Origin of the sequence: Paenibacillus sp. 23TSA30-6, from assembly GCF_014858585.1 — a bacterium.
In the GTDB taxonomy this organism is placed as follows: domain Bacteria; phylum Bacillota; class Bacilli; order Paenibacillales; family Paenibacillaceae; genus Paenibacillus.
In genome coordinates this window covers 58031-77677 of sequence record NZ_SLTL01000002.1, presented here as the reverse complement: position 1 = coordinate 77677, position 19647 = coordinate 58031, and the positions used below count along the sequence as shown (strand labels likewise).

19 protein-coding genes are annotated in these 19647 nt (G+C 46.1%); 17 read left to right on the top strand and 2 right to left on the bottom strand.

From position 1 onward, the window contains the following. Nucleotides 1–122 precede the first annotated feature (122 nt). From E0698_RS02200 to ltrA, 7 genes are all read left to right on the top strand, one after another. On the top strand, nt 123–2672 hold the full coding sequence (locus tag E0698_RS02200; RefSeq protein ID WP_192510482.1) for a LamG-like jellyroll fold domain-containing protein: 2550 nt from the start codon (nt 123–125) through the stop codon (nt 2670–2672). A 663-nt stretch (nt 2673–3335) separates the two neighbouring features. Further along, nucleotides 3336–3824, top strand: coding sequence for a hypothetical protein (locus tag E0698_RS26570; RefSeq protein ID WP_238353836.1), 489 nt, complete (start codon nt 3336–3338; stop codon nt 3822–3824). Between the two features lie 60 nt (nt 3825–3884). Continuing rightward, nucleotides 3885–4112, top strand: coding sequence for a hypothetical protein (locus tag E0698_RS26565; RefSeq protein ID WP_238353835.1), 228 nt, complete (start codon nt 3885–3887; stop codon nt 4110–4112). A gap of 38 nt (nt 4113–4150) precedes the next feature. Beyond that, entirely contained in the window at nt 4151–4531 is a 381-nt protein-coding gene (locus E0698_RS02190) for an ArpU family phage packaging/lysis transcriptional regulator (protein WP_202894727.1), read from the top strand. Nucleotides 4532–4636: 105 nt separating this feature from the next. Beyond that, the gene (locus E0698_RS02185; RefSeq protein WP_192510481.1) at nt 4637–5179 is read left to right on the top strand and encodes a hypothetical protein; all 543 of its coding nucleotides are present in this window, start codon (nt 4637–4639) and stop codon (nt 5177–5179) included. A gap of 92 nt (nt 5180–5271) precedes the next feature. Then, complete coding sequence (locus tag E0698_RS02180) at nt 5272–5943, top strand: hypothetical protein (RefSeq protein WP_192510480.1); 672 nt, start codon at nt 5272–5274, stop codon at nt 5941–5943. 691 nt (nt 5944–6634) lie between these two features. Beyond that, nucleotides 6635–7927, top strand: a complete 1293-nt coding sequence (gene ltrA, locus E0698_RS02175; protein ID WP_192510479.1) for a group II intron reverse transcriptase/maturase — start codon at nt 6635–6637, stop codon at nt 7925–7927. Between the two features lie 793 nt (nt 7928–8720). Here the strand turns inward: ltrA and E0698_RS27285 are convergent. Then, complete coding sequence (locus tag E0698_RS27285) at nt 8721–8849, bottom strand: hypothetical protein (RefSeq protein WP_273041338.1); 129 nt, start codon at nt 8847–8849, stop codon at nt 8721–8723. A gap of 139 nt (nt 8850–8988) precedes the next feature. Here E0698_RS27285 and E0698_RS02170 point away from each other — a divergent pair, with 139 nt between their 5' ends. The 10 genes from E0698_RS02170 (at nt 8989) to E0698_RS02130 (ending at nt 18951) form a co-directional block, all read left to right on the top strand. After that, nucleotides 8989–10407 (top strand): helix-turn-helix domain-containing protein, encoded by a 1419-nt coding sequence (locus E0698_RS02170; RefSeq protein WP_192510478.1) that lies wholly within the window; start codon nt 8989–8991, stop codon nt 10405–10407. A 296-nt stretch (nt 10408–10703) separates the two neighbouring features. Then, a complete protein-coding gene (locus tag E0698_RS02165; RefSeq protein ID WP_192510575.1) occupies nt 10704–10865 on the top strand; it encodes an aspartyl-phosphate phosphatase Spo0E family protein in 162 nt (53 codons plus the stop codon). Nucleotides 10866–10908: 43 nt separating this feature from the next. Next, complete coding sequence (locus E0698_RS26560; RefSeq protein WP_044649082.1) at nt 10909–11103, top strand: hypothetical protein; 195 nt, start codon at nt 10909–10911, stop codon at nt 11101–11103. Between the two features lie 122 nt (nt 11104–11225). Further along, nucleotides 11226–11600, top strand: a complete 375-nt coding sequence (locus E0698_RS02160; protein WP_192510477.1) for a DnaJ family domain-containing protein — start codon at nt 11226–11228, stop codon at nt 11598–11600. A gap of 131 nt (nt 11601–11731) precedes the next feature. Continuing rightward, complete coding sequence (gene hrpB, locus E0698_RS02155) at nt 11732–14260, top strand: ATP-dependent helicase HrpB (RefSeq protein WP_192510476.1); 2529 nt, start codon at nt 11732–11734, stop codon at nt 14258–14260. A 299-nt stretch (nt 14261–14559) separates the two neighbouring features. Then, nucleotides 14560–15144 (top strand): general stress protein, encoded by a 585-nt coding sequence (locus E0698_RS02150; protein ID WP_192510475.1) that lies wholly within the window; start codon nt 14560–14562, stop codon nt 15142–15144. A 192-nt stretch (nt 15145–15336) separates the two neighbouring features. Beyond that, entirely contained in the window at nt 15337–16509 is a 1173-nt protein-coding gene (locus tag E0698_RS02145) for an acyltransferase (RefSeq protein ID WP_192510474.1), read from the top strand. A 167-nt stretch (nt 16510–16676) separates the two neighbouring features. Continuing rightward, nucleotides 16677–17315 carry a CatB-related O-acetyltransferase gene (locus E0698_RS02140; protein WP_192510473.1) on the top strand — a complete coding sequence of 213 codons (639 nt, stop codon included), beginning with the start codon at nt 16677–16679 and terminating at the stop codon, nt 17313–17315. Between the two features lie 249 nt (nt 17316–17564). Beyond that, entirely contained in the window at nt 17565–17927 is a 363-nt protein-coding gene (locus tag E0698_RS02135) for a helix-turn-helix transcriptional regulator (protein WP_014281229.1), read from the top strand. A gap of 19 nt (nt 17928–17946) precedes the next feature. Then, the gene (locus E0698_RS02130; RefSeq protein WP_192510472.1) at nt 17947–18951 is read left to right on the top strand and encodes a Gfo/Idh/MocA family protein; all 1005 of its coding nucleotides are present in this window, start codon (nt 17947–17949) and stop codon (nt 18949–18951) included. A gap of 115 nt (nt 18952–19066) precedes the next feature. Here the strand turns inward: E0698_RS02130 and E0698_RS02125 are convergent, their stop codons facing one another. Further along, nucleotides 19067–19636, bottom strand: a complete 570-nt coding sequence (locus tag E0698_RS02125) for a TraR/DksA C4-type zinc finger protein (protein ID WP_134909971.1) — start codon at nt 19634–19636, stop codon at nt 19067–19069. Nucleotides 19637–19647 lie beyond the last annotated feature (11 nt).

Sequence of the window (19647 nt, the reverse complement as noted above, 5' to 3'; positions counted from 1 at the left end):
CTTTTATCTACTCAAAATATATTTTACAAATATCTTTATGATTCTTAAAAACATAAAGGTATCTACTGATCAATGTAGAATATATATCGCTGTACTCCAATTCCAGAGAGGGGCAGATGAGGATGAAAAGGCGGGTTGCAGCAAATGGAATCAAGAGAGGTTTTTTAATAACGTTAGCATTATTACTAATGATTGCAGGGTCTTCATTGGGAATGAGTGACGCTTCCGCTGCACTATCTGAGCAGAAGGATAAGCAGGATGCGCCCGTTTTTTCCGAGGTATCCGTTCATGATCCTTCCATCGTCAAAGACGGCGATACTTATTATGTGTTTGGTTCACATATTTCGGCGGCGAAGAGCAAGGATCTTAAAAACTGGACTTCTTTTGCAAACGGTTACACAACTCCGGGAAACACGCTTTTTGGGGATTTATCGAAGAATCTCGCAGGTTCCTTTGCTTGGGCAGGGGAAAATGATTCGGACAGCAAGGGAGGATTCTCGGTCTGGGCGCCGGATGTATTTTGGAATGAGCATTATGTCAATGACGATGGGACAAAAGGGGCCTATATGATTTATTATAGTGCATCTTCTACCTACATTCGTTCCGCGATCGGTGTTGCTGTTGCACCCCAAATCGAAGGTCCTTATCAATATGTGGATACAATTGTATATACTGGTTTCACGAAGGAGAGCGCCTACGACAAGGACAGCAAAGTGGATAAAAAATGGACCAACACGCCGATCCAACAGTTGGTTGATCAAGGCAAACTGCAAGGTCCAAGAGCGGGATGGTTCAACGCAGATGGTTCTTACGCAAATAAAATGTTTCCGAATGCGATTGATCCAGCTATCTTTTATGATACAGAAGGGCGTTTATGGATGACATATGGATCATGGTCTGGGGGGATTTTTTTACTAGAGCTGGATAAAGCAACAGGAAAGCCTATCTATCCAGGTCGAGACGGAACGACGAAAGATGGTCGGCTGATTGATCGTTATTTTGGCACCAAAATTGCTGGCGGATATGGGGAATCAGGAGAGGGCCCTTACATTGAATACAATAAAGAGACAGGCTACTACTATTTATTTGTAACCTATGGCGGACTTGCCTCGGACGGTGGATATAACATGAGGTTATTCCGTTCCAAAAATCCGGCAGGACCTTATAAGGATGCCAAGGCGCAGAACGCCGTATTACCTGCTAACACCAAGAATGCCGCTTTTGGCAACAAACTGATAGGCAACTTTTTGTTCAACAGTAAAATAGGTGATCCAGGCGAAGGAATTGGCTATGGCTACGTATCCCCTGGCCACAACTCTGCTTATACCGATCCTGATAACGGGCAAATGTTTGTTGTCTTTCATACCCGCTTTCCTCAGCAGGGAGAGAAGCATGAATTGCGCATACACCAGATGTTCATGAACCAGGAAGGCTGGCCTGCAGTTGCTCCTTACCGTTATGGTGGTGAGACTCTTACAGAGCTGGATGAGGATCAAGTCGTTGGAGATTATCAGTATATCAATCATGGCAGTGATACGTCGGCGGCGATCAAGCAAGCGCAGTTTATTCAGCTAAAAGCAGATCATACCGTCACAGGTGATCTACAAGGGACGTGGCGTAAGGAGGGAGACGCGAATGTCCGGCTGACGCTGGAAGGCGCTGTATATGACGGAGTTTTCATTAGACAATGGGATGACTATACCAAGCAATATGTTATGACATTTACGGCTGTATCCAACGCGGGGGAAATGGCCTGGGGAAGTCGGCTCGCTGCTTCGACCAATGCCACAGTGGTTGAAAATGTATATGGTGAGTTGGACCTTGGTGATACAAGTGGGGTGGTAGCCAATGTATCCCTTCCAAAGGAAGGAAGTCGGCAAACTTCGATTACTTGGCAAACCTCGGACCCGGACGTCATTTCTGCGACAGGCGAGGTTAAACGTCCTGAAATCGGAGAAAAGGCTGTATCAACCACTCTGACCGCTACGATTTCCAAAGGGGAGAGCAGTAAGAGCAAAGCCTTTAACATCACAGTATCTCCTTATGAGATGGCAACGCTGACCGCACAATATAAATTTGAAAATAATCTTGAGGACAGTGAAGCTGCTTTTGCGAATGGTGAGGTCATCGGTGACCGGATTGATCGTGAAGGAGGAACTGTCACCTACACGGAGGGTACAAGTGGTCAAGCGGTCTTGCTGGATGGAAAATCTGGAATTAAGCTGCCCCAAGGGATTATATCCAGTTCTGCATATTCCGTGTCCCTGTGGGTTCATCCGAGTGAGCTGACGCTATATACCCCCACTTTTTTCGGAGCTATGGATAGTAATCACTGGATTAGCTTGCTGCCCAAAGGTCCCGAGGGAGACAACACGATGCTTTGGTCCGGTAGCTCGCCTTGGTATACCGGCAGCACCGGTATGAAAATCAAAACCAATGAGTGGACACATCTCGCCTTCACTGTAGACAATGGAGTGTTATCCATGTACGTGAACGGCAAACCCCAGTTTGCAGGAACAGGATTTCCAGAAGTATTTACATCCAAAGCAGGAACGTTCAGCTTGGGTGTTAACTGGTGGGACCCTGCCTTTAAAGGCGCTATTGATGAGTTAAGTATATTCGCAGGGGCGCTTCCTCCATCTCAAGTGGCAGGGCTGGCCAAGGTGAAATGAACCTAGGCTGATAGATATGAGAGGTTGAGAAGAAGCATCTCCAGTGAGAGATTACTGTGTATGCTTCTTCTTTTTGTGCAGCATACTCAGTGCGAATGTGAAGCTCACATGAATTCCCCGGGTCCTTCGCACCTCAGATTTTGTCGAAATTCTGTCGAATGTGAATGATGAATTGATTACAAGGAACCAAAGTAATAATGGATGTAATTTGGTCGGAATAACGGTAAAATGATACTTAATGGTGGGAATTTGACCCATTTTCGCTGTCGCACTCTATATGAGTGCGTGGATTGAAATCCCACACGCGGCAGTCCCAAAGCCCTATTTTGAAACGTATCCTCAAATGGACCAAAACCAAGATATACATGAAAAACTATGAGGAACGCTGGTTTGCTACGGCCCGGACAGCAACCAAGCCCGAAAATATGCAAGGGTTCCATGAAGATTATATGTTATTCATCGTAGATCAGACATCTGGTGTAGACGATAGGATAATGGCGGCTATATTTTCTTTCAGGCGATTGCAACAAACTTTTTATGTGTGGAAACCTGATCAAAACGAGCGGGTTCTTTTTTGATTCTCATAATCGAGATCGAGCGATATATAGGACTCATCAGGTCTCATGCTTGGATAGTCCGCGTACGAGTAAAGAGAATATCGAAATGCTTAAGCGAAAGTACGGCGAGGGCAGTGATGTATATCGTGTCCGCGTTCAAGGGCAGTTCCCACGGGGAGAGGCCGGAACATTCATTACTTTGGAAGCTACGGAGCATGCAGCAAAAGAAGTTAAGATTGAGCCTACGGGAACAACGCTTGTTATAGGCGTTGACGTTGCACGATATGGAGACGATGAAACATCCATGTACGCTGGTATAGGTAAAAAAACGGTTGGACAGCACAGCCACTTCAAAGAAAGCACAATGGTTACTGTTGGTAATGCCATACGCTTAGCCAAAGATATGCTGCTTAAACATCCAGAAGTTGAACATGTAAAGTTTAATGTTGATGATACAGGAGTCGGCGGTGGTGTCACGGATCGGTTGATTGAGTTTATCAACGAAGAAGGTTATGGCTGGGAGGTAGTTCCTGTCAACAACGGCTCATCGTCTCTTGACGAATATTGCGCTAACCTGGTCACAGAGATGTGGTAGTCTATTAGAACAGATTTAGAAACAAACTTAACAAACTTCATCAATGGAGATCCGGGAGTCATGCAACTACCTGATGATGACACCTTGATTTCTCAGTTAGCCACAAGAAAGTGGAGAATGACCTCAAAAGGGAAGATGATCCTAGAGAGTAAAGATGATATGAAAAAACGTGGGCTCAAGTCTCCTGACAGAGCTGATGCTTTTGTTTTGACTTTCGGAGAATTTTTAGTTGAAGTACCAGAACATATTATGCTTCCTTCAATAGGTAGTGTGACAGTAAAAAGATAATAAAATGGTAAGTAATACATCTCGTTGTGGAAGGATATTTGGAGATAGTTCGGCAGTATCGGCAGATTGGTTTTGTACGGCGCGAGGCGGCGATTACGCAGGCGTATACCTGTAGAGAGCATCAATCGACCAATGCGATTAGCAAGCAAACCGAAGAGATTGCTACGTACAACGTGGATAAGGAGGCAGAGCTTCAGGCAAAAGACTGCCTGCTGGAACTGACGATGAGCAAATTGTTCAGTATTCAGCGAGAAGTCATACAGCGAAGTTATTTAGACAATGAAGGTGAGTTTGGTGAGTTTGATTACATCTGTTGCGGGGAAATGGGGATTAGCGAGAGTTCTTTTAGACGGATTAAGTCTGAAGCAATTGGAATTTTAGCATCTGCTTTAAAGCTAGAAGTATTTGAAAGTGAATAATTTTTAAAAAAAGGTAATTTTTTATTTTAGTGCTTTAGTCTTATGGAAAATATTAGAATTTCTGTTTACAATATATTTGATTAAAATGAAAAAGGAGGAAACAAGATGTTGAGACTTAAGAAAATGTTGCTTTCTATACTTATGCTAGTTCTGTCTTTAAGTTTGCCTGTAGGGGCTTTTGCAGATCCAATTGAAATTCAATCAAGTAATCCTCCAAGCGAACAAGGATCTAAGTTAGAACATATTAAACTACCAGTTTCTCTTGAAATTCCTGATAGCCCAACTGTTAGTGATTCTGTATATAACTCCGTATATGATTCGGTTACCACTCAAAAAACAAAAATAATATTTGCAACTTTGGATTTCTGGGTAGATACTGAAGGAAATACAGCTTGGGCAAACTTCAGTATTACACCAGATGACTCTAAAGCTATAATTACCTATGTGTATATAACTCTACATTGGTCTAATGGGGAGGCCGTTAAATTTCAATATAAGACGAGAGCCAAGTACGCCCAAGATCAAGATTCGACAACCTATTCTAGTAAAGGAAGTCATACTGCAAAATTATATGGATATGTAACATCAAACTTAGGGACGTACAGTCTACCTCAAGAGGGAGTTAAGGTTACTTTTACAACAAATTAATATTTGTAATTTTAGCTAGGGAGCTGAGTAGGTTTTTTACTATACCGCTCCCTTTCTTTTTGTAATTCAAATATGAAATAGGTGGTGATAGAATGGGATTATTTGAAGAAGTACTCGCTGCGGCTCCAGTAGAAGGCGAAATTAAAATTAATCGAAATTTATCGAAAGTCGATAGACCTATATTTGAGATAGTTGACGTACAAAAATTCAAAGGGGAAACACTCACGCCTCTAATGCAATTTTATATTGCCCCTTTTATAACATATGATCCTAACTTCGTGTGTGACATACCTGTATCAAAGTCAGAAATTTTTAAAATAGCTCTTAATGAAATTGCACCCCATTTTGAGAAAGTAAGAGTAGTTAGAAGGGGGGAAGAAACTTCGCTTGTGGTAAGGAATCTAAAGGAGGAATCCAAGCTGATTTTTGATGAACTTCTTAAAGAGGGAGCATTAAATGAGCTTGTAAGTGATTTATACGGGAGTAAACACGACGATTCGCAAGATGATAATTTTACAGAGTACAAAGTAAATCTTGCTGAGATTTCTACAATGAAACATAACGATTCAGATTCCATAATTGATTTTCTAAAAGAATCTACTCAAGATATTCTCTTATCTCCCCACAATTGGTTATTTGAAAATGATTTTAAAGAACATATAGCAACTCGAATATTGGCAAATGTGTGCAATTCCATGAAAGTTACGGTCAATTCTCAAAAGAATAAAATTGTTTGGATTGAAGTAGGCGGATTACATGTTTAACAGTGCTAAAATTAAATTGAATGAAAATTGAACGCTTTATGCCCCTGCACTGGACTTTTGATATGGTAAATTTATATTATAGAAAATAAAGTAAGGAATACACCGTAGCTTCCGAGCCACGGTATCGGGTCGGCCAAGGCGCCGGCTTTTTTTGATTTTTCGCGTGCCCAGAGACGCGCATTATCTAGTTGGTGAAAGTCCAACCAGAGGAGGGACCAAGCCACCTTTGTAGCTAGGATACTTGCACATGGCGAAATCTGTGTGTAAAAGCGTATCGACATAAGTACCTGTCGGAGACAGGGCGAGCAACAACCCAGGCCGCAACATGAAGTGAATCCTGCCGCGTCGTCAAAAAGGCCCTGCAAAGGGGAAAAGAGGGAGCCGAGTCTCGGAAAAATGGACGAAGGCCAAGGAAACTGTGCAGAACTTGGGTCAACAGTGAAGAACCCTCCGGCGTATAGGGAACGGCATGGGTTTGAGAGATAATGCAGTGAACTGGGGAGGCCCTCCCCTGCATGGTTTTTTTTTAAGAACCCCATAAAGAGACATTCTATAAGCCCGAAAGGCGAAGTGAAACGTCTGCAGGAAGGGAGTCCGAGGGGCTCATAGTACCGAAGAACCTAAGGACAACATAACCTTAGGGAGGGAAGGAGCCCTGCTTTGTTTACGCTTTTGGAGGAGGTACGAGTGAGTGAATGCCAAACGGCTAACGACACCTAAGGAAAAAGTTCAACAACTCCAAGAAAAGCTAAGTCATGCGGCCAAGGAGAACAAGAAGCGTAAATTCCATGCGCTATATGACAAGATCTATCGGTGGGATGTACTGTGTGAAGCGTGGAGACGAGTAAAATCCAACAAAGGAGCCGCAGGAGTAGATGCCGTGACGCTAGCAGATATTGAGGAACAAGGAGAAACGGCGTTTCTCAAGGCATGTGAGCGAGAACTAAAAGAAGGCAACTACCACCCGCAGCTCGTACGGCGACACTATATCCCGAAGAAGGATGGCAAGCAACGGCCGCTGGGTATACCCACCGTACACGATCGAGTCATACAGATGGCAACCAAATTAGTGATTGAGCCCATCTTTGAAGCAGATTTTGAGGAAGCATCCTTCGGGTTTCGTCCGAAGCGAAGTGCGAAAGGGGCGTTAGAACGTATTCGTAAAGGCTGTAACCGCAAAGGAAATTGGGTAGTCGACGTCGATATCCAAGGCTACTTCGACAACATTAATCAAGAGAAGCTCATGAAATTGGTGCAGATGCGTATCAATGACAGGCGGGTACTGAAATTAATGAGAAAGTGGCTACAAGCGGGAGTCATGGAAGAAGGAACGGTAAGACGCTCGGATTTAGGGACTCCGCAAGGAGGAGTGATTTCACCGCTCCTTGCGAATATCTATCTAAATTACTTCGACCAATTGTGGGAGAAACATGGAAAAGGAGTAGGTGAGCTCACGAGGTATGCAGACGACTTTGTAGTGGTCTGCAAAACCAAGAAGGACGCTGAACACACGTATGAGCTCATACGCAAAATGATGGAACGTCTGGAGCTAACGCTACACCCGACCAAAACCCGCATTGTAGGACTATGGACAGGAGACGAAGGATTCGACTTTCTAGGGATGCATCACCGGAAAACCAAAGCAGAAACGTCCCAAGGCAAGGTGTATTACACCACGCAACAGTGGCTGACCCCAAAGGCGGAGGAACGCATTCGTGAGGTGGTCAAAGAAAGATTGGCTCCCCCGAGTATGCGTTCGAGATCGTTTGTGGAACAGGTAGAATGGCTCAATCCAAAGATACAAGGATGGAGAAATTATTACTACACGAACTACAGCCAAAAGAGATTAGCCAAACTGGATTGGTACATTTTGGGGCGGCTAACACGGTGGTACGTGAAGAAGAGACAACGTAGAAGATGGATGAGTTCGCTATCTGAGGTTAGATATATCGCCAACCAATATGGATTAAAAACGCTATTGTAATCTGCATGCCCATGAATGACAAACATCGGAAAGCCGTATGAGGGAAAACCTCACGTACGGTTTGATGAGGAGGGGCTGAATTTATTCAGCCCTTTACTCTAGAATAAACCATATAACCTCGCTGTTGGATGACGAGAGCGGCTTCCCGATTGTTGAGGGTCAAGGCGTTGTTTTCACTATGCTCGTGAAGACAAGGCTTATTTGAAAGGTAATATGAATGACAGCCAGCTCATTGCAACGCCGCCAGTGCTTAAGCGGCTCGCAGCAGAACTTCTGTAGATAATCTAAATGTGGTGGTGGAAGAGAGACGCTACAACGTAGGATGATACCTGCATGCTAAAGGCTGATAGCTAAGTGACTCCAGCAAGGGGATATAGGACATACTGCTCAATGGCTTTGACCAGTGCGCGCAAGGGAAGGCCCACCAAAACAGCCGAAGAAATGCAAAGGTTGTGCATGGGGGAGGTACGACGGGGTCAAACAGTTTTGCTCTCGACCTACTTGTACTAAAGAGGTAAAATCATCCTGAAATCGAATTTCGAATAGCAGGAGGATGAAATGGATAACAAACAGGTACCTATAGAATTGTTCAACACATTTGTTATTGGCAGTTTTAAGTTTCTTGGAATATATTTATTAATTACAATTGTTTCGTGGTATTTCTTCAAAGTAAGAATGGGTTTATAAGGAAGGCTGAATCAAAAAGAATTGCAATTTTGTGAGGGCAATTCATTAGTCACAGATAACGCCTTTATTTTAATATTGAATAAAGTGAAAAATAACCTATTATGGATTAAAAAGTAGTGACATCTTCAATTAATTCATTATTTTTCATTCCCCACGTGCTTTCTAAAGCATTCAAACCACGTGTGAAATTTTTCCATGGTCTATTAAATTCCACTCCTCTCGTTCGTGTCACCATGTCCTTTTTGGACAAATTATGCCAAACGTAGTTTTTCCGCATGAGTTGCAAAAAAAATGTTGACAGTTGTTAATTTTTGGACAAAAATAGAAATTGATCTTTAAAATTATGGAATTTTTATGTGAAGGGTGGTTATGACTTGAAGCATACACCTACGATTTTAGCGGAGTTTGAAGAGTATCTAAAACAAAACGACTTGACTTTGGCTCAATTTGCGGAATATTCAGGTGTTTATCAAAGAACACTCAGTAATTGGATTACTCAACATCGTCCTGTTTCTGTACAACAGCTTGACCGAATCACGTTGGCCATGGGATTACCGGAGGGCTATTTTTACGAATTATACATAGAAAATTACATCATCGACCTTCCCCCGAATTGGCGGCGAATCGAGCCACTATTATATCGTTGTGGAGAGCTGGACAAGCTGGATGCGATCCGTCGAATGGTTGGACATATTATGGACAATCCGTTGTATGCTCCGAAACTCTTTGACGTAGCAGAGACTCTATTCGCACAGGGACGACACGCGGCTACGCAGATACTTTATGAGAGTGTTGCAGAAGTAGAAAAGTACCAGCATTCTGAACGCCTAGCTATCTGCCAGTATCGTCTGTTTACGATTCAGATTGGAGACGATCAGAACCGAAATCTCAAGGCAGCTACTCTATTTGAACCCTTTGTCGAACGTTTGGATGAAATAGATCAACTTGATGCGTTGAAAGATCTGGCGAATGTGTATCGTTCTTTGCGTCAGTGGGACAAGCTTGATGCAACAGCTCGAAAAATGAGAGATAAAGCGGAAATTCAATATACGATGAAGCATCGGCAGAAGAAACGAAAACGTGAGGAGTCTAAAAAGAAAACAAGAAACCCGCTATTCGGATACATTGCTTATGCTGATTTATTGTGTGCCAGTGTCTGTGAAGCTCAAGGCGATTACCAACAAGCTCTACAATTTACATACGCCTACGCAGATTTGGATTGGGTCATAGAGACGGACGAGGGTACTCAACACTGGGTTAACTTGTTCAAGCATTGGTCACAAGCTAATGCTAGAGTGAATAAGCTTTTATCCGGAGATATCAATGTGTTAAATGATTATGTTAAATATATGAGTGCATCGTCAAATACAACTGTAGAAGATAGGGTTACCCAACTACTGAACATTATGATGGTGGCTAACCGATATCAGGTCGATGTGGATGACATACTCCAGCGTTTCGAAATCGAGATTGAGTCTTTTTCACAGCAACCGTCATCTGCTGATATGTATACTCAACAAGTAATCCCAGAGCAGTCCGCACGTTTGAGCTATGAGTTGGCCTATTATTTTTTGTATCGGGGTATGTATAATGATGGATTTAAACATTTGTGGTATTCCATTCTAAAGTGTCATACACTAAATAATGAGACTTATATTATAAACTGCATGGGTCTGTTCTTGCATTTCAGAATGAACTTAGCTCTTGAAGGAAAGGCACAATTCCTAAATTTTATTGAAAAGGTGTGGTTAGACAATGTTGAAAAAAATGCTCCTTTTGATTGTCGCAACTAGCTTTTTGTTTATTCTGATTGTGCCGGATCAAGCTCATAACCACTACCTTAGTATTCAGCCTAATGACCAACATGGAGGTTATTAAACGGAAGAATAACAAACAACACCCGCTAACCTTACGGCTGGCGGGTTTGTTTGTTGAGGGAGTTTCGTACCTTTACAAAATGAACATAGATCGACATAAAGTGCCTCTGGAGTGTTCCGGAAGCATTTTTTTTGTTGAGCGTATGATTAAATAATCCAAAAGTTTACGTTTTGCATTAGGATATGACACAGAAGGGGGAATCATGCTGATGATGAATCAAGGTGTGACTTTACTTCGTGTCGAGAGAGCCAGAAAAAGACTGTACCAAGTCCAGAAAAAATACGGATTTTTAACACATCCCAAAGTGATTGAACAATCCAGGAAACTGGATGATCTTTTGAATCAATACCAAACGTGCAAATCAAAATCTTAGCGAACTTATAATTAGAGCAAAATTTAACCTGGAGGTAATAAAGTTGAATAAACGCAATGCTGTAACCCCTTTTGGGTGGAAAATCAAACAAAAGCTGGTTGAGAAACAAATTGACCAGAAAACATTTTGTGAGACATATCATATACCCCCTAGCCGATTGTCCAATCTCATTCACGGAACACGTAGGGCCAAGAAACATAGAACACAAGTATCCCAATTGCTTGGAATAGAAGAGTAATCCCTCCCTCTTTTCCCCATGAATGCAGGACATCTTCTGGAGATTTATGCTACAGTGACGAAGGACCCATTTTTATGATCCAATATGGTTGTACATATGCTTATACGGAGTTGAGTTGATCTATGGGAATGTTCTCCAGAATGGCCGAGCAAAAAATTACCGAAGCCATGGCGAAAGGCGAGTTTGATAATCTGGCAGGAGCAGGAAAACCGCTGATTATTGAGGATTTATCACATGTTCCAGAGGAGCTGCGTATGTCGTACAAGCTACTGAAAAATGCGGGCATTTTACCGGAGGAGCTTCAATTGCAGAAGGAGTGCGTCCAGCTACGCGATTTGCTCCATGCTTGTCGTGAGGCGGGAGAGCAACAGCGCATTAGTCGCAAGCTGACTGAAAAATCGCTTCGTCTACGCATGCTGCTGGAGGAAAGAGGGCTGAACGCTTCGTCCGTATTTTATGAATATGAGCCGGCTGTGCGTAAGCGATTGGAGGGATAGAAGCGGAGCTTCGTCATTCAAACCATGATAATTACAGGTAGTGAAAAATTCACAATAATGAAGCAAATTCGTTGCTTATATAGAAACAACACTTAGATTCTACGCATCTGCGTATCATTGGAGAGATTTCATTGACAGATAAACAACTGCCTATCATTCAAATTATACCCGAGCTTAAAAATGCGCTGCAATCCCATCCGGCTGCCGTATTGATTGCACAGCCGGGCGCGGGCAAGACGACGGTTACGCCGCTGGAACTGCTGCACGAGCCGTGGCTGGCGGGGCAAAAAATATTGATGTTGGAGCCAAGGCGCTTGGCGGCACGTGCAGCAGCGGCACAAATGGCGAAGGCGCTAGGAGAACAAACCGGGCAGACGGTGGGCTACCGGGTTCGCATGGATACAAAAGTAGGGCCGAATACGCAGATTGAAGTGGTTACGGAGGGCGTGCTGACCCGGATGCTGCAAAATGATCAGGCTTTGGAGGGGATCGGCCTGATCATTTTTGATGAGTTTCATGAACGTAGCCTGCACGCAGATTTAGGCTTGGCGCTTGCCCTGCAAAGTCAGGCACTGTTGCGGCCTGATTTAAAAATATTGATCATGTCCGCGACACTGGAGGCTGAGCCTGTATGCCGTCTATTGGGGGACGCTCCATTGCTGGAATGTCCGGGCACGGTATTTCCGGTAGAGACGTTTCATTTGTCCAAGCCTTCATCGGTCACATTAGAATCCTTTATGGCAGAGACGGTAGACAAGGCCCTTCATGCTCATGAAGGCGATTTGCTGGTATTTCTCCCGGGGGCCAGAGAAATTCATAGAACGGAACGTGAGCTGGCGTCAAGGAATTTGCCTGCACACGTCAAGGTTATTCCGCTGTACGGCAGTATGAAGCTGGAGCAGCAGGATGAGGCGATACGACTGTCGGCTTTGGGTAGCCGCAAGGTCGTATTGGCAACCTCTATTGCCGAGTCCAGCTTGACAATAGCCGGGATTACAGTAGTGATAGACAGCGGGCTGTCGCGGGAATCCGTATTTTCCGCGCGAACCGGCATGAGCCGTTTGACCACCGTTAAGGTGTCCAAGGCCTCCGCCGATCAGCGGCGCGGCCGGGCAGGCCGCCTTCAGCCGGGCGTGTGCTACCGGCTGTGGAGCGCGCAGGAACATGCCGCGCTCCCTGATGCCAGCCGCCCGGAAATCGCGGCGGCGGATCTGGCCCCGCTCGCGCTGGAGCTGGCCGCCTGGGGCGTCCGTGAGCCAGCCGAGCTGGCCTGGCTGGATGCCCCGCCTGAGGCGGCGTACCACCAGGCCACGGGCCTGCTGCGCCAGCTCGGCTGCATGGATGCCGCAGCTGATGGCACGGCAGGCGGCATTACCGCGCACGGGCGCGAGGTGTCCGCCCTGGGCGCGCATCCGCGCCTCGGGCACATGCTGCTGCGCGCGGCCGCCCTCGGCCTGGCGCCGACCGCCAGCCGCCTTGCTGCGCTGCTGCAAGAGCGGGACCCGTTCCGCGCCCATGGCGGAACGGATTTACGCCCGCGGCTGGACGCCATGCGCGAGGCGGCTCACGCCCGCAGCACGCACAGCCTGCTGCGGGCGGCAGACGATACGGTGATTCGCCGTATCGTGCAGGAGAGTCGGCAGCTACTTGCTACGCTGCCGAAAGCAGCCGCAGGGCAGGACGAGCCTGACGGCTCCGGGGCCTGCGGGCTGCTACTGGCCTTTGCGTATCCGGACCGGATCGCGCAGGGCCGGGGAGATGGCCGCTTTCTGCTTAGCGGCGGCCGGGGAGCGCGACTCCGACAGGTGGAGTGGATGTCGCGTTCGTCCTACCTCGTCGCCGCCGAAGTGGACGACGAGGGAGTGGACGGTGCCATTCAGTTGGCGGCCCCGATTGAACTGCAAGAGCTGATCGAGCATTGCAGCGAATTGCTGCTGGAGAAAGCGAACGTATACTGGGACAGCTCAGCGTCAGCAGTAAGAGCCCGTAAGGTATTACAATTGGGCTCGCTCGTTTTAAAGGAAACGTCCTATGAGCGTCCTCCGACAGAGGAAATCGCTGCCGCCTTGATGCAGGGTGTCCGTGAACGCGGTCTAAAGCTGCTGTCCTGGAATCGGCAAACCCTCCAGTTGCAGGCGCGTTTGATTTTTATGCACTTTTCGGCACCTGAGGATTGGCCAGACAGCACGGAGCCAGCGCTGCTGGATTCACTGGACTCGTGGCTGCTGCCCTTTGCCCTTGGAGCCAAAAATGTATCCGATCTGCAACGGCTGGACGGTGCCGCCCTGCTGCTGAGCCGACTGGATTGGGAACAAAGGCAGCAGCTTGAGCAGGAAGCGCCGACGCATATCCGTGTGCCCAGCGGCTCCCGTATTCCTGTCGATTATTCGAATCCCGAGGCGCCTGCACTGGCAGTGCGGTTACAAGAGTTGTTTGGTATGCGTGATACGCCGCGTATTGGACGCGGACGCGTGCCAATCGTGCTGCATCTGCTGTCACCTGCACAGCGACCTGTGCAAGTGACCTCCGACTTGTCCAGCTTCTGGAGCGAGGCTTATTTTGAGGTCAAAAAGGATCTAAAGGGCAGATATCCCAAGCATTATTGGCCGGATGATCCGTTGGAAGCCGTGGCGACCAACAGAGCAAAGCCAAAGCGTTAAACAGCAGCTGTTTTGTCCAAATCAACACTGAACTCGAAAAATTCACATAAAAATGGAGTAGGCAGAATGGTGCAGTAACGTTCATTCAGGAAATCCGGGGATAACAGCGATGGGAAGCACCATCTGACTGCGTAGTGGCTCCATATGTAACTTTCCAGTATAGCTTATAGAATGGTTTGAAATGAAGCTCTGTTTTCGTTCATCGGCTTTTTGAATTTTCGTAAAATCGTTTAAACGTCAGAACAGCGGGGTAATGAAGGGCGAACCACTCAACACCAAAATATTGGGAGGTAACTACCATGGCTAATAACTTAAACGATTATAACGAAAAGAAAATTGTCGGTGTTTTTGATACAGAGCAAGAAGCATCTCGTGCGATTGGACAATTGCAAAGCAGAGGCATTCCAAGCAGTGAAATTTCTGTCATCACACGTGACCGGGACGAGCTGAGGACGATTAGTGAAGAGACAGGCACCAAAGCACCGGAGGGTGTGGCGACAGGCGCGGCTACAGGCGGTGTTGTAGGCGGGGTCGCTGGCTTGCTGGCAGGCATCGGGGCTTTGGCTATTCCGGGCATCGGACCTATTCTCGTGGCTGGACCTATCGCGGCTACCCTTACTGGAGCGGCTGTTGGAGCGGGAGCAGGTGGCTTGGTCGGTGGACTGGTCGGGCTGGGCATTCCGGAAGATGATGCGCGTCAATACGAGACCTACGTCGATCAGGGCAAGATTTTAGTGCTGGTGGATTCCGCTGATCATCACAGGGATGTATATGATATTTTCCGCACCAACCGTTCTCTGAATGCGGATCGTTACAGAACGTATGATGATACGGTAGCGGATATCCGGACAGATGCGTACACAGATACCAGAAGGAACCTGTAACTTTATAGCTTACGCTTACAGCAGCAGTCTCCCCGAAAGGGAAGGCTGCTGCTTTTCAATATGTACACTCGTTAAATAAACTAGAGAACATTGAAGCTTTGCTTGCCACTGGCACGTTTATCCTTCTATATATTTTTACAGAATTGTCGTTATAATAGACTTATATATTTCTAGACATAACAGGAGAGTGACATGAGTCAAAAAGAGAGAATTTCCGAAGTCGCTTTGCTGAGAGGGCTGGCGTTTGCCGCCGTTGTTCTTCAGCATTCCGTCGCACATTATGCGGTTGCGCAGGGGGCGCGCATCCAGGACGGAGTTTTAATGACACTTTTACTGCTGTGTTCCAAATTTGCAGTTCCCGTGTTTGTGTTTATCACCGGGATGGTGTTATTTTACAATTATGATGGAGCTTTAAAGTACGGAACGTTTTTACGTAAAAGGTTCATGGATATCATTGTTCCTTATATCATATGGTCTCTTTTATACGAATTGGGAAATCAGCTAGTCCAAAGTGGAGGGCATCTTCACCCGCTAGATTTTTTCCAGAAGCTTTTAAATGGGAAAAGCAGCTATCATCTGTGGTATATCGTGATGATTATCCAGTGTTATGTGCTATTCCCAGTGTTTCGTTATGCTGTCCGCCGTTTGTCAGCGTTACTACCGTCAACATGGCGACCCGCTGCATTGGCTGGAGTCGGCGTGGTGTACATCATGCTCATGTTCGCGGTGGGGCCGATGTACCGATTGATGGATGGGCTCCAGCTTCCGGTGGTTACTTCCTGGTTCACCATTTACGCTGATCGGAATGTGATTTATTTTTTCTTTTATTTTGTGTTAGGGGCAGCAGCCGGGATGAACGTCAAGCGCTGGAATGCTTGGGTAACCAAGGCGCAGATCGTATATTGGCCGCTATTTATTGTGATTACAGGCTACTTGCTGTATGAGATGATTGGTCTGTTTCAGACGCCGAGAGGCACGGTTTTTTCCTTTAACTATTTGTCTCTGCTGCGTCCAGTCATGGCTGTATATTGTGTCACGTCTATTTTTGTGGCTTATCGTGTAGCGACGTGGATTGCTCATAAGGGCGGACGTGCGGCGGGGTTGCTGACTGCCATCGGAACCTTGTCCTATGGAGCGTATCTGATGCACGCCTTTATGCTGCGTGTGACGTACTATTTTGACGAGACATTGTTTGCAGACTGGAGCCACGTTCTTCGTACGCTGGCTTCGTTCGTTCTCTGTATGGCCTTTTCCGTTGCCGGCACATGGCTGCTGGCTCGTTTGCCTCTGGGAAAATGGATAGTCGGGCTTCGAGTTCGTCCCCGCCCGGCCGAAGGCCCGCCAGCCTTGCAAAAGCAAGCCTGATTTGGTAGTCCCAATCACATATTTTCACAAAAAGTATCCCGAAGCCCATGTAACAAGGCCGAGGGATACTTTTATTTTCTCCATTTGTTTAATGGTATGCATACTGTTAGACTTGGACGTGCCTTTTCATTTAAGGTGAATCTATAACATTATAGGGGTGTTGCTAAATGAGTGGTCCAGATCCAGGAAGCGTTTTCCCGATGAAAAATATTAGAAGTCTGTGTTTTTTGAAAAATGTAGTGGTTAATCCACATATCGAAATTGGGGATTATACCTATTATGACGACCAACATCATCCTCTGGATTTTGAAAAAAACGTCCTTTACCATTTTGATTTTATAGGGGACAAACTAAAGATCGGTAAGTTTTGCGCAATTGCAACCCAGACCAAATTTATTATGAATGGCGCAAATCACAATACAAATGCGTTTACCACTTTTCCTTTTGGGGCGTTTGGTGGAGAGTGGGCAGTTGGTTTACCCAATTTAAGTGGAGGTTTCAAAGGGGATACCGTGGTTGGGAACGATGTTTGGATAGGTTACAATGCTACCATTATGCCTGGAGTTCATATAGGAGATGGAGCGATCATTGCGTCAAATGCCGTGGTGACTAAAGATGTCTTGCCTTATTCTATTGTAGGGGGAAATCCAGCCCAATTAATTCGTTATCGGTTTGACGAGGAAACTATTGAACTACTCAAAACACTAGAATGGTGGAATTGGGATATCCAAAAAATAACAGAATGTATTCCCGTTTTGACAAGTAACGATACGGCGGCCTTAAAGAAATTAAGAAAGTCTTCGTAATCTGTAACTCTATTTTTTTAGTCTTTATTATATTATTTCAGTATATGAAAAATTCATAATAGTAAAAGAAAAACTACAGACCACCACTTCGCCGACTATCTCACAACGCTTCATTTTATATCTCCACCTAACTTCAAACAGGTCACAAGGGAGAGATTGAAAATCCCACCTATCATTAGTGTATGGGCGCTGAGTGGTTTATAATGGAAGGTAAGATATAAGACTATGGTATGGAGAGGAGGCCGTGAAATGGCGTTTATGATATCCCAGCGGGCTTTTATCAAAATTTATCTGATCACAATGGTGGAGAAGCATCGTGGTTATGGATATCAGATGCTCGAATCGATGAAGGATGAGTTTAGTGGTTTTGGATATGTTCCGCCTCAGAGTGAGGTCTATCGGGCGCTGCACGAGCTGGTGCAGGAGGGCGTTTTTTACCGTACCAAACGGTTAAAAGGAACAGATCCCCGCGTAGATTTTCAGGAAATTGTACTCTATCATTTTACAGATGATGGGGAGGAGAAAGCGCGACTATACAAGAAGCAGGTCAAAACCGATTTGGACCGTTGCTTAGGTATGCTGCACAAAGCGGAGCAAGACAACTATTCCTGACCACGAAAGGATGAGAATGATGGGTAGAAAGCTGAAATGGGGAATTTTAGGCACTGCCGAGATTGCCAAAATTGCTGTAATTCCGGCGATTCAGCAATCCGAGCGCGGAGAAGTACTTGGAATTGCTAGTCGCAATGCGGATAAAGCCGCTGAGGCCGCCCAGGAGTTCGATATTCCGAAAAGCTATGGAAGCTACGAGGAATTGTTGGCTGATCCCGAAATCGGGGCGGTGTACATCCCGTTGCCGAACCATCTGCATGAAGAGTGGACGATCCGGGCCGCGGAAGCGGGGAAGCACGTTTTGTGCGAAAAACCATCCTCTCTTAGCTCAGCCGGGACAAGTCGCATGATTGAAGCATGTAAAAGCGCAGGAGTCATCTTCGCAGAAGCCTTCATGTATCGCTATCATCCAAAACATCGGCGTATTAAGGAAATTATCAATAGCGGAGAAATCGGTGACATTCGCGGCATGCATTGCACATTTACATTCAACAATACCGATCAGGCAGATAATGTGCGTTTCAATAAAAGCATGGGCGGCGGCTCCTTATACGATGTGGGCGTATACCCGATTTCGGCAGCCCGCATGTATTTGGATCGGGAGCCTGAGGCTGTGACGGTGCATGCCTTGTATTCGCCCGAGCACGACAACGTTGATATGATGGCATCCGGCTTGCTGGAGTTTCCTGGCGGGGTGAACCTCACCTTCGATTGCGGCATGTGGGCAGCGAACCGTTCCAATATGGAGGTACTGGGTAGTAAAGGCACGATTGCGATGCCCAAAATGTTTGGCTGGGAAAGATCGTCTGTCGTACCACAAATTTTCGTTCATGTCGGTTCGGTTACACGGGAGGAACGACTTAAAGGCTTCAATTCCTTTGAGCTGCAAGCGGATGCTTTTGCCAAAGCGGTGCTTGATGGTGCTCCGTTGCCGTATGAACCCGAAGATGCGGTAAGCAATATGAAGGTGATCGACGCTTGTATCGAGTCAGCACGCAGCCGGAAACGGGTAGAAATCGGATAAACCGGATAAGCGTGTTCTCGGAAAGCATAAAAAAAGCAGCCTGTCACAGGGACAAGCTGCTTTTTTAGATGAAATGAATACATAGACATACAGAGAAGCGTGAAGTCTTCAACGATTACATATTTTCATCGTAGTCAGCAACATCGCGTTTGGCGGCTGTGGCAGGCGAGTTGGACGTACCGTATTCTTCCACCGCGTCCCACGCGCCCGCATCGTCAAACCGTCCTGCATTCCGCTGGCGAACCTCACCAGCACCCTTGGGCGGGGAAGTCATGACCTGCTCCTCAACAGGGCGGTCATTAGATAACTCGCGATTGGGAGTATGCTCGACCGTATAGGCCGTGTGCGGAATCGCCTGAAGGCGTTCAAAAGGAATTTCTTCGCCGCTTTTCACACATATGCCGTATGTCCCGTCCTTCATCCGTTGAAGGGCGGCATTGACCTGATCCAGCTCGCTTTCCAGCGAATCGTTAATGGCCAGATCACGGGACCGTTCAAAGGTTTCTGTCCCTACATCTGCCGGATGGTTATCATACGAAGATAGCTCCCCGATGGAATCCGTCAGCGTTTCTCCCAACAAGGAGTTTTCCTGATCGTTTTGTTTAAAATGTCTTTCCAAATCCTTTTTCTGCTCCAGCAACATATGCTTCAGCTCAGCAAGCTGTGAATCGCTCAATTGGCTCATGATCATATCTC